Genomic DNA, 12,152 nt, shown 5'->3' on the forward strand with positions numbered 1-12,152 from the left:
GAAATTTGCTTTTTTAATACATTGATTTTACATATTTAAGTAAATAAAAAGGATTTACAATTGGATCACTTTAATTATCAAAATGATGGCCGTCTTTTTGTTGAAGGATTACCTGTAGAGCAAGTTATAAAAAAAACAGGGACACCTGCCTATATCTACTCTCGTGCAACCATCGAGCGTCATTGGCAAGCTTTTGATAGCGCGGCAGGAAAGCATCCCCATCTGATCTGTTACGCTGTTAAAGCAAACTCTAATTTAGCGGTATTAAACCTGATGGCGAGAATGGGATCTGGATTTGATATCGTTTCTGTCGGTGAATTAATGCGGGTGATTCAAGCCGGTGGCGATCCGAAAAAAATCGTCTTCTCAGGCGTAGGTAAAACGGAAATCGAAATATCAGCGGCACTACAAGCAAATATTATGTGTTTTAATGTTGAATCTGTTTCGGAACTGTACCGCATTAATAGTGTTGCAAAGACTCTAAATGTCAAAGCCCCCATCTCAATCCGCATTAATCCTAATATTGATGCAGGTACTCATCCTTATATCTCTACCGGTTTAAAAGAGAATAAATTTGGTATCGAAATTGAACAAGCGCTAGACGTTTATCAAATAGCGAAAAATCTTGAGTTTTTAGAAGTAAAAGGCGTGGATTGCCATATCGGTTCGCAGTTGACTGAAATAGAGCCTTTTATTGAAGCGTTAGACAAATTGTTAGTTTTAATCGATTTGTTAGCACAGCAAGGCATTACTATCTCTCACCTGGATTTAGGCGGCGGTTTAGGTGTTCCTTATGATAATGAAACGCCACCAGAGCCTGCTGAATATATGACCGCAATCATTAATAGAATGGCCGGTCGTAGTCTCAAACTTATTTTTGAACCAGGCCGGGCAATTATGGCCAATGCGGGTGTACTGGTTACTAAAGTTGAATTTTTAAAACTGAATGACTACAAAAATTTTGCCATTGTTGATGCGGCGATGAACGATTTAATCCGTCCGGCGTTATACAGTGCATGGCAAAATATTATTCCGCTAAACAGTGACTATAAAGATGGTAAAGATCGCCCCGTGCGCAGCTACGACATTGTCGGTCCGATTTGTGAAACGGGTGATTTTTTAGGGAAAGATCGTCTGCTTGGCTTAGCTGAAGGTGATTATCTCGTAATCCGTAGTACAGGCGCCTATGGCTCAACCATGAGTTCTAACTACAACTCACGTTGCCGGGCGGCAGAAATATTAGTCGATGACCAAAAAGCCTTTGTTGTGCGTGAACGCGAAGAGCTTAAAGATTTATGGCGCGGAGAGCACGTTTTACCAATATAATAGATTCCATAAATAAAACCGGCTTTGGCTTAATTTTAACAACGAGAAATAATGAATATTCAATTTTCAAAAATGCACGGTTTGGGTAATGACTTTATGGTCATTGATAACGTCACGCAAAATGTATTCCTTTCAAAAGATACGATCAGCCGTTTGGCGGATCGTAATTTTGGGATTGGTTTTGACCAATTATTAATGATTGAACCCCCCTATGATCCTGAGCTTGATTTTCATTATCGTATTTTTAACGCAGATGGCAGTGAAGTCGAGCAGTGCGGTAATGGTGCGCGTTGTTTTGCCCGTTTTGTTAAAATGAAAGGTTTGACACAAAAGCGGGTGATTAACGTCAGTACCGCTAAGGGCAAAATTCAGCTTAAAATTGAACATGACGGTAATATTACCGTGGATATGGGTAAACCTATTCTGGAGCCTGCAAAAGTACCTTTTGAAGCTCAGAAAGAAGAAAAAACTTATATCTTACGTGTAGAAGACCATACTGTTCTATGCGGAGTGGTTTCCGTGGGTAATCCACATTGTGTGGTGTTGGTTGATGATATTGATAGCGCGCCAGTTGAAACCTTAGGTCCGTTATTAGAAAATCATGAACGTTTTCCTAACAAGGTAAATGTCGGTTTCTTAGAAATAAAAAGCCGTGATCATGCCCGCTTAAGAGTTTGGGAGCGAGGTGTAGGTGAAACATTAGCCTGTGGCACCGGTGCTTGTGCGGCAGCAGTTGTGGGTCAATTACAGGATAAATTAAATACCCACTGTACGATTGAATTAACCGGCGGTGAACTGCGCTTATTTTGGCAACCTGGTCAAAGTGTAAAAATGACCGGCACGGCTGACTTTGTCTTTGATGGACAAATTCAAATTTAACATCCCTTTTATCCGCTTATGCCTGACCCCTTCGAACAGGGTACGGGCACCTATTAAGTGTCATTTTCCTCTTTACTGCTGAATTTTGTTTTTCTCTGAAAAATATAAATCAGCAAAACTATGCAACATATTGACAATCAGTGGTATATATCTATAACAGAATTATTTTTCACACTAACTTAATCAAATTTACATGGTCACTTTTTATGTCCCATGTTCTGAGCTTAGAGTGTAGAAAATGGAATATAACCTTTTGCATCAGAAGAAACACTGTTTCTCACTGAACACAGAACACGTCAAAGCAAAGAGAGGAAATAAAATGAATAAATTTACAAAGCTTTTATTTACAGTTTTTTGTGTATTTTTATTTGGCTGCAACTCGGAAGACTCTATAAAATCTATTTTTAAAGAAGATAGCCTAAAATTCCAAACTGAAATAAAAAAGACAGATAAAACGAAAGACTCTTTTAGTCCGGAACAGAAATTGGGTGGCGGAAAGTATAAAATAGCTGTCATACAGAGTGATGACTATCCTGAATATTATGAAGTACTTACCGCAATACTCCAAGGGATGCAGCTTACCGGCTGGATAAAAGAAAATAATGTCGTTGTCAAAGATCACTACACTTCCAACAGAGAGCTTATTAACGGGATAAATGGGAAAGACTATAGTGACTATGTAGAATTCTCTCCGGACACGTTTTTTAGTTTTCGAGCAGATGAAAATAATGCAGCAGATCCGCAGTTTAAAAAAGTAATGCAAAGAGCAATAGACGGAGAATTTGATGCAGTAATTTTACTGGGGACACTTGCAAGTCATAAGGTGCTTGAGAATAAGGAATACAGAACAGTAACTTTAATGGATGCAGTGTCTGATCCTATTGGTTCTGGGTTTGTTGAATCAATAGATAAATCAGGAAAAGATTTCTTAACCGCTAGAATTGATCCCAATCAGTACATCAGACAGGTAAGGCTATTTTATAAAGTGATCGGATTTAAAAGCTTGGGAATAATATATGAAAATAGTGAAAATGGCAGATGGTATGCGGCTGTGGATGATGTGGAGAAAGTAGCAGAAGAGAATGGGATAGATCTGGTAGTAGATAACGATGTGATGACTGAACCTACACAACAACAGTACCATCAAGCCTACGATATGTACCTGAGTGCAATGGACCGAGTATCTCCAAAAGTTGAAGCCATGTTTCTTGGGATATCTGGCGGACTGGAACCTGAAAACCTTCCAAATGTTGTAAATAAGCTGATTGATTACAAGTTGCCTTCGTTTACAATGGAAGGGGCTCAAGCTGTAAAAAAAGGTGTCATGATAGGGGTGTCGGGAAAAGAATCTGGCCTTTACAATGCAAAAAAACTTGCACGTATTTTAAAGGGGGAAACACCGAGTACTTTAGATCAGAGGTATGAAAAAATGCCGAAAATTTCCATAAACCTTAAAACGACAGAAAAACTAGGGTATGACCTGCCTATTGATATTATAAGAAGTGCAGATGAAATATACCAGTGATCTTTTAAAATACTTAATTTTTTACTTAATGAAGATCATCAGACCTGCGATGAAGACTTTCCCTGCACCTGAGCAAACAAGATTTGCTCATTGAGTACCTGACAGACATAGTTATTTCTTCCCACAAGAATAAGATTGTTGCCTACGTAAAGGCTAAATAGAGCATTCAATTTACTGTATCAGGTATCCATAAACGGTTGCTGAACGACTCATATATATTTAGTTAACCCGGTTAAGCTCCACTTCATATAACCTTGTTGATTTGCTCTGAAAGCTTAAAACCCCGTACTCTATTCCTTTATCAATAATTGTTTTCATGTCCATATTTTTGTTTTGCCAGATTCGCATAAAAGTATCACCCGTTTCAAATCCCGGCATCGTATTGATCTCATTCAGGTAAACTTTGTCACCACATAAAAAATAATCTATTCTTGCAAAACCTGACAACTCAAATTTTTTAAAAATCAGATGGGAATATTTCTCTATGATTTCTTGTATATTTTCTTCCAGCAGAGCCGGTACAACCCCCTTCTCGCTGGTCCCGCCATATTTTGAATCAAAATCAAAATACAACTTACCCCCACGGCTAAATTCACCTATTGCACTTAATAATACTTGGTCATCCACCCCCATTACACCAATAGTAAGCTCTCTGGGAGATTCAACGCCTTGCTCTACTAGTACTTTACTGTCATATTTAAATGCGTCTCTGAGTGATTTTTTCAGCTCAACAGCATTTTCCGCTCTTGAAATACCAATTGAAGAACCTAGTCTCGCAGGCTTCACATAAAACGGGTAATTAATCGTATTCTGAATATCATTAATTATATTTTCGGTTGAATTTTCCCACTCATATTTTTTTACTGCAGTATAATCCATCACCGGTATATCATTTACCTGGCATATTACCTTAGTGGCTTCTTTGTCTATACAAAAAGCAGATGCACTTACACCACATCCAACATAAGGTACTCCCATGAATTCAAGCATTCCTTGAATGGTTCCATCTTCTCCGTTTAGTCCGTGAAACACAGGAAACACAATATCAATTTTTTTCTCGGTAATTGCGCCTAAAAAATCTGAAGAAGCACCTTTGGCTATCCACTTTTTCAGCTCAATTTCACCTTTTTTTCCTGCTGGAAATATTTTATCTCTCTGCTCATTTAATCGATTTTCCAAGCAAAGCGTTAGTTCTTCGTGATTTGCAAATGTGCCATCTTTTTTCACATAAAATGGTTCAACAAAATATTTTTCCATATCAATATTTGCAAGTATATGTATTGCGGAAATAGCAGACACATCATGCTCTGTAGATTTACCACCAAAAACAACCGCTACTTTCATTCTTCTATCTGACATAATAATTAAGCCTCTTGTTGAACGTTTTTACTTACAAATACATAAACGACTGATGATGCCATTGTGAACAAACCAATAAAAAAGATACTATCTGAAAAACCTATTTGCGTTACAGCAAAGCTACAGAGTAAAGGTGCAAAAACCATTATGAGCCTCTCATACGAATTATATATACTCATAAATTTCACTTCTCCAATCTCTTTTGCTTTCTTTGTTGAAGTAATAAATGACTCTTCTGCTGCATCAGCGATCATACTTCCAAGTGATATCCCAGCAATGACAAATATAAATGCAACAATATTATCCGAAAATTTGAGCGTCAAGAGTACTGCACCTATCAACATACTTCCAAAAGCAATAAACATTCTATCATTTTTCACTTTATTAACTAATTTGCTCACAAAGGGCATAAGCAGATAGACCAACCCAAATATTGTCAGAATTCTTCCAATATTTGCCTCGGATATTCCTTCCTTATTCATGGTAAGCGGCATGATAAACTGAAATATCCCTATAAACACAAGGTGAAAAGGAACCAGCCTGAAAAAAAAGTTTGCAAATACATTCCTATCATTAAATATATTTAGATGAAGTTTGGTTTTTTCCGTTTTAGGTTCAGTTTTAGGTTGTTCTCTTTGTTGAAAATGTATAAAGAAGATGGCAAATAACATCAGAATTACACTAATGATGCCAGATATTCCAAGTGCATAAAAAAATCCAAATCGGTATACAAGTATTCCGCCGATTGGAAGTGCACATATCGCTGCTGCACCATATCCGCTTGCCCAATAACCAAAACCTGTTGCAACATTGCCATTTTTTTTGAATATACGAAGAATTAATGAAGTGGCATTTATTGAGATTCCACCATATCCAAGCCCTGATATAAATCTGAAGAACGATAATAGCCCGATGTCATTCGAGAATGCCGCACCAAAAGCACCGATCACAAGCAATAAAGAGCAACCCACAAATATTTTCTTCTCTGAGACTTTTCCTGCGAAGAAACCAATAACAAGGACAAAAATGGCCGCTCCCAACATATAGGTAGTGATAGGAAGCCCTATAATCATATTTTCCGACATTCCCAAGAAACCGAGCGATTCTTTTTTGTACATATCAGCAGCCAGCAACGGAATAAAAGATATTGGCAGCATTTCACCAAAATAAAAAATAAATGCCAAAAGCTGTATTACAACATTTGTATCTTTTTTCGGACTGTTTTTTTCCTCCTTACTTTCATCTAAAGTCTGCTTTCTCTGTATTGAAACAAGCAGGAGAATCTTGTAACTTATGATAAGAGATATTACAAGAATGGTTGCAGCATCCAGTATTTGTTCTGTTATTTTTTTATTGATAAGCGAATCATTTAATCGCAGTATAATATTTCCACTATCCTGGCCTGCAAGATCAACCCTGAGTGTTTGGTAATACTTTGCCTGATTTTTATCGTAAAAAACTTCTCCCTGTTTACTCTGATACCTGCTTCTCTTACCTCCATTTGCATCAGCATAAAAAAGCTCGTTGCGATTTTCATCTGTAACGTAGACCTCCAAAGCCCCAGGCACTTCCTGAATTTCTTTCGCGAGGTACTTTTCAAACCCTTTCAGTCTTTCAATAGGCAGCCCCAAATTATTAAAATAAACAATCTCGTCTTCAATATTCTCTGCAAAATTTGACACATTCTGATTTAAAAGCTGCAGATAACGGTTTTCAAAATGTTGAATATTTATATATGAATAAGAAAACTGTGAAACAGTGATAATTGCCATTATGACTATAAATTTTTTCCGTTGGCTTTTCATATCAAGCAGTATTATAAGAGCCAGCAGTAGACACATTGAGATAATAAGAACGATAGCAACAAAATTAAAACTCTCTTTAACCACCACCATTACTTTATCGCTAATGACTTTTGTATTAAATTCTATATATAAAAAACCTTTTATCTCAGAATTTTCATAATAAATCGGCGAAGAAAGAAAGTAATTATTCTCTATTTTAAAAACACTTACTTTCTCCTTAGAGTTCAACTCTTTTTCCCCAGGAATAATTTCATCTAGTACATGTTTTTCGATATATTTTTTATCAAAACTGTACAAAACTTTTCCTGATTTCAGTGTTACAAAAACATTTGTGACATCTTCTTCTTTGCTTATAATTTCATTTATAAGATCATCAATTCCACTAAATTTATATAAAGGTTTACCATAACTAACGCCAGCTTCTAGTTTTGTATCTAAGTTTCTGTTTATCTGCTTGTATTTCGAAATTAAAGTGCTCTTATAAACATCCTCAAAGGACGACATATTAAGAAGAAAATTAAGAGTAAGCGAAAGCGCAATAATTGCTGAAGCAGCCCAAAATACTTTTAGCTTTTTTAATGTTATTTTCATTTTTCTTTCGCTCCCTTTTCATAGATCAAAATCATTAACAATTTACCTCTTGTAAGCGGCCTATACAGCTACAGCCACTTTCATGCCTTAATTCCACACTTTTTTCATGACTTTTTCGACTGTAAAATGCTTTACTGAGCACACTAAAGATGAGATTTTTCTGGGGTTTATAAGCGACAGCGACCCGTAAAAAAAGCTAATTAAGAACTTATATTGATCTAATACTTGGCACAACAAAAAGCTTTAAGGAATATTAATTAACGCAAACATTCTTCTTCAATTTATAACAAAAGTCACTTTTGCAGCAGGAGTTATGACTAACAAATTACGAATTAAGTTATTTTGTATTTCATTATCACCATCAGCCTGAATCAAAAAGCTGCTCTGCTTCTCCTTTGCAAAATAGCAACCTATCTGATAAATGAAAGACTCACAATTGGAATCAAGTGTCTGCAGTTTATCTATTTCCAGTTGCAGTACCGTTACTTTATTACGCTTAAGAAATTTTAAAAAATCGTGCGCCTTCTTAATAGAGCTCAACTGGAATAAGCTCACATCAGGTTGAAAAATCAACTTCAGCTCACCTTCAATAAACAGATAACCATCATTCACTGATAAAGCATGCATCATTAGCTTCCTTTACGATTAATAAGGATAAAGCTAATATCCTGGTTAAAATCATCAAACCAAGGTTGAGCCTTAAATTTATCTAATAATTCAGCACTATTAGGATCATAAAGCCCACTTAGCCTGACTATATCTTCCGCTTGTAATTCATTTATATTTAAGTTATTTAGCTTGGCTAATGCATGTTTAAAACCATGACTAAATAATAATATCCCTTCATTCTTAACTAAGGTCATCTGAATATTATCTATGGCGATATTAGGCTCAACACCAAGAGGTAGCGGATTGGCCAGATCAATAAAATGAGATCTATTTGGAGCATATTTTATTGGTTTTTCCCCACTCCCGGATAAGCTGATTTTATCTTTATGGATTTGTAGCGATAAAACCTTGCATAACAGCTTTAAATTAATAGATTTATCTTGCTCAAATAAATATTGATTAATGGTATTAAAACGCTGCTTAATATCTCCACCGGTCGCTTTTAATAACCCTTGAACCTGCATCGCTATCATAGCGGTTTCAAGACCATAACCGGAAACAAGCCCTAAGGCGATATCAACACTGTCTCCATCAAGCCTGACTTGCCAAAAATCACCGCATACAGCCTGAGAAGGCAAATAATTAAAAGTGATTTCATAGCCATTCACTTTTAGTTTTTGATTTAAATAAGGAAGAGTACGCTCTCTTAATGCAATAAGATTTTTTACCTCTGCGCCAAGGTGGGCATTTTCTTGATTAAGAATACTATTTAGGGCAAGTACCTCTTCCTGAGCTTTACTTAATCGTGCTGTTTTTGCCTTAACGATACCATCCAAATCCTGAGTAAATCTCCCTAACTCATCACTCACCTTATTAAAGGTATTCGCCAACAGGCCAAATTCATCATTACTTTTGATATCAACTCGGTGTTCAAAATCATGCTTAGAAAGTTGCTCTGCACCTATCCGTAGTTTTGATAGTGGAATTGAAATCCAAGCGGTTATAAAAAAGGTTAAAACCAAAGCAATAGCAATTGCGACAACAAACACAATAATGCTAATGAATTTCTGTTCAGCAATACGCTCCCTAAAACTACCAACAAGATAATCTACCCCTAATGCAGCAATAACTTCACCCTGTTCATTTTTTAGCGGAATGACCGCCGACATAACAGTATCCCCAGACTCAGCACCTACGTACCAATCATCAGAAATACCAAGCTTACCTTTAATTGCCGTTAAGGATGCATCATCGGGAGTATATAAGGTGCTAATCGGAGTAGCTGCATAATTATCATCTGCCAAATAAAAAGACAAGGCGAGAAACATCATTGATTTTTCAACCGGTATACCTGGGATTTTCACCAAAAGATAAGTCCAGGCTATTTTTGAAGCGCCTGCTTCATGAATATTTTTTTGAGGCAAGATAGATAACTTATTAACTTGATCTTTGCTTCCTTCCTTAATACGTCGCAACAATTGCACTATATAATGAAAGTCAAGCTCATGTTCCAGCGACTCATAAACATCAGAATCTAAAAGTTCGCCTTTTCCTTCTTTATTAATATAACGATCAACTCGATCCTCATAATCAGCCGGTAAAAGGGTATAAACCTGATCACGAAACTTCTCAATTAAGTCACGATCTTCCTCTTTTAAAATAAAAGCTCCTGTGCGTGTAACATCAAGAATCTTATCCTGAAGATCTTTCTTCATCATGGTATTGCTATAATGATAAAAAAACACCAGCATGCTGCCGACCAATGCCATCATTGCAAACAGCATCAATATGCCAAATTTTTTCCCAAAAGAGGTTTTCATTTATTAAGTCCTTCCGTACTGTTATTAAGGATTATTGCTGACATTACGGACTACGCCATAATCAGAAGTTTGACCTGGCTAGGCGCTAAACTCATGCCAAAGGCACCCGGGCTAATACCATTTTGCCCAGTAGGTTTAAGCATGGTGGTGGCTGGCATTCCCCCTATAAAGGTTTTAAAGCTGCCGATTAAATTTTTACTGGGTCCCATTACCATGCCCGATAATGGATTCATCATTAAACCGCTATTATCCCCGTTTGACATAGGGGTAATAGTCATCAAATTATGATTAGGCATGCAAACGGTCAAGACTTTAAACTGAGTAGGAATTGCCATCATAGGTATTGAAATATTCGGGTATGGAATAGGAACCGGAATAGGGCCTGCAGGCGATGGAATAGGGGTTAAACACACATCGGGCATGGCAAAATCCATTCCGCCCATTTGAGTTTTTGCAAACATAAACTGCCCTACCCCATATGGATGCGTTCAGCATCCACTTTTATATCACTTTTTGCGGTGATCACCTGATTTTGCGCGCGAGAATTCAACGTGCCTTTAATATTGTGCACCCAGTTGCCAATATTGAGGGTTTCAATCGTTTCAACCCAGCGTATAACCTGATCCGCTTTTTGATAAACCCGTTCAAACATACCATGCAGTTCTTTTACATGCGCCTGCACCTGCTCACTTTTAACGGTCATCTTTTGACTGTGTGCCGATAACTGCTCTGTGGTTAAGCTGTGTTTTTTTGACAATGCATTTATTTCTGGTGCAATTTGAGAAACTGATTGTAACGATGTTAATTGCAGTGCTTTAGCGCTGCTTAACGAGAGGCCGGCATCACTTTCCAAGCAGACATCGCCTTTAAATTTAAGCTTACTTTTCGGTGATGACTTTTCTAATATAGCAAGAATATAGAGCTCACCATCGGTCATACTCAGCAACACTTTGTCATCGATCTCCGGTTGCAGCAAACAGCTTGCAGCATGTTTAGCCGGAAAAACACCACTCACCGATTGCACAATAAACACATCTTTTACTTCTTTTTTCACATAACCAGAAAACAGAGAAGCGGTTGTTGGTGAATGCATTGAAATAACATTATTAAGCATAATCATTTCCTTAGGTTATTTTTTATAAACTATTTACAGACTGACTACTTACTAAAATTTTCAGCCGCCTGTTTCTTTTTGTCTGTGGCTAATGCGATACTTTTATTGCTGCCAAACCAATTAGTCTTTTCTTCAATAATGCAATGCAAGTTAGTTCGATATAAGCTGGCATGACTGATTAACGCGCCGCTCAAATTTGCATTAGAAAAATCGGCATAGGTTAAATCGCAGCCATCAAAGCTACTTTGTGAAAGATCGGCATCGGTAAATTGTGCCTGCGCTAATTTTGCCTTTGCAAAATTACTTTGTCTTACTTTTGCATCATTAAACAGTGCTTGTTGCAGCTGGCAATCTCTAAAATCACTATTATTAATTTGTGCTTTGATAAACATGGCATTATTGGCAATCGCGCCGTTAAAATTGGTTCTATTGAGCTTGGCTTCCATAAAGCCGCACTGGGTTAAATTACAGTGCGAAAAATTAGCATTCTGCAGGCTGCTTTCTCTAAATTGACAAATTTTAATCACCACCTTAGTGAAATCAAAGTTATCAAAGTTAGCATTTTGAAAAAAGACCAGCTCTAACTCAGCATGGTCAAAATTAGCCTGATCAAATTCACAGTCAATATAGTTACTGCGATAATGCACTGAGTTTACCCAATGGGAGCTGTTTAGCTGACAGGTGATAAAGTTGGCTTCAAAGAGATGGCATCCTTGAAAACCACTCCCCTTCAAATTACTTTCAACCACATTCAACTGTTTACATAACCAGCCATCAAATACAGCAAGACTGAAATCACTTTCAATAATATTAACGCCTTCACCCGTGACCGAATTAAAAAGTGCTTTATTAGCCGTACACTTAACAAAATTACAACCAGCAAGCTGACTGCGACTAAAATCCACATTATTTAAGTTACATTCAACAAAATTAGCTTGTTGTAAATTAGCGTCGCTAAAATCACAGTCTGTAAAATTAACTTGGCTAAAAGCGCCGCCGGAAAGATCAATACCACGGTAATCCTGATTCGAAAAATCAACCTCACTTATCGCGGGCGGTTCTTCACTTAAACCTTTAATTCTATTTTGTAAGGCTTGTTTAGAAAGCTTTGTCTGCTCAGCCAT

General features: G+C 37.0%; 10 protein-coding genes. 3 read left to right on the plus strand and 7 right to left on the minus strand.

Features of this window, described 5'->3' with window-relative positions:
* Positions 1-60: 60 nt before the first annotated feature.
* The 3 genes from lysA (at position 61) to CXF72_RS15115 (ending at position 3,730) form a co-directional block, all read left to right on the plus strand.
* A complete protein-coding gene (gene lysA, locus CXF72_RS15105) occupies positions 61-1,326 on the plus strand; it encodes a diaminopimelate decarboxylase (protein WP_101040156.1) in 1,266 nt (421 codons plus the stop codon).
* Positions 1,327-1,377: 51 nt separating this feature from the next.
* On the plus strand, positions 1,378-2,205 hold the full coding sequence (gene dapF, locus CXF72_RS15110; RefSeq protein ID WP_101040158.1) for a diaminopimelate epimerase: 828 nt from the start codon (positions 1,378-1,380) through the stop codon (positions 2,203-2,205).
* Positions 2,206-2,524: 319 nt separating this feature from the next.
* A complete protein-coding gene (locus CXF72_RS15115; RefSeq protein WP_157823269.1) occupies positions 2,525-3,730 on the plus strand; it encodes an ABC transporter substrate-binding protein in 1,206 nt (401 codons plus the stop codon).
* Positions 3,731-3,949: 219 nt separating this feature from the next.
* Here CXF72_RS15115 and CXF72_RS15120 read toward each other — a convergent pair whose 3' ends face one another.
* From CXF72_RS15120 to CXF72_RS15150, 7 genes are all read right to left on the minus strand, one after another.
* Positions 3,950-5,089, minus strand: a complete 1,140-nt coding sequence (locus CXF72_RS15120) for a D-alanine--D-alanine ligase family protein (protein WP_101040162.1) — start codon at positions 5,087-5,089, stop codon at positions 3,950-3,952.
* 5 nt (positions 5,090-5,094) lie between these two features.
* Complete coding sequence (locus tag CXF72_RS15125) at positions 5,095-7,485, minus strand: MFS transporter (RefSeq protein ID WP_101040164.1); 2,391 nt, start codon at positions 7,483-7,485, stop codon at positions 5,095-5,097.
* A gap of 276 nt (positions 7,486-7,761) precedes the next feature.
* Complete coding sequence (locus tag CXF72_RS15130) at positions 7,762-8,115, minus strand: hypothetical protein (protein WP_157823270.1); 354 nt, start codon at positions 8,113-8,115, stop codon at positions 7,762-7,764.
* On the minus strand, positions 8,115-9,914 hold the full coding sequence (locus tag CXF72_RS15135) for a HAMP domain-containing protein (protein WP_101040169.1): 1,800 nt from the start codon (positions 9,912-9,914) through the stop codon (positions 8,115-8,117). The genes CXF72_RS15130 and CXF72_RS15135 overlap by 1 nt, the downstream gene beginning before the upstream one ends.
* Positions 9,915-9,964: 50 nt before the next feature.
* Positions 9,965-10,375 carry a DUF4150 domain-containing protein gene (locus tag CXF72_RS15140; RefSeq protein ID WP_101040171.1) on the minus strand — a complete coding sequence of 137 codons (411 nt, stop codon included), beginning with the start codon at positions 10,373-10,375 and terminating at the stop codon, positions 9,965-9,967.
* An 8-nt stretch (positions 10,376-10,383) separates the two neighbouring features.
* Entirely contained in the window at positions 10,384-11,028 is a 645-nt protein-coding gene (locus CXF72_RS15145) for a DUF3540 domain-containing protein (protein ID WP_157823271.1), read from the minus strand.
* A 44-nt stretch (positions 11,029-11,072) separates the two neighbouring features.
* Positions 11,073-12,152, minus strand: a complete 1,080-nt coding sequence (locus CXF72_RS15150; protein ID WP_101040175.1) for a pentapeptide repeat-containing protein — start codon at positions 12,150-12,152, stop codon at positions 11,073-11,075.

This window comes from Psychromonas sp. MB-3u-54 (assembly GCF_002836415.1).
Classification (GTDB): Bacteria; Pseudomonadota; Gammaproteobacteria; order Enterobacterales; family Psychromonadaceae; genus Psychromonas.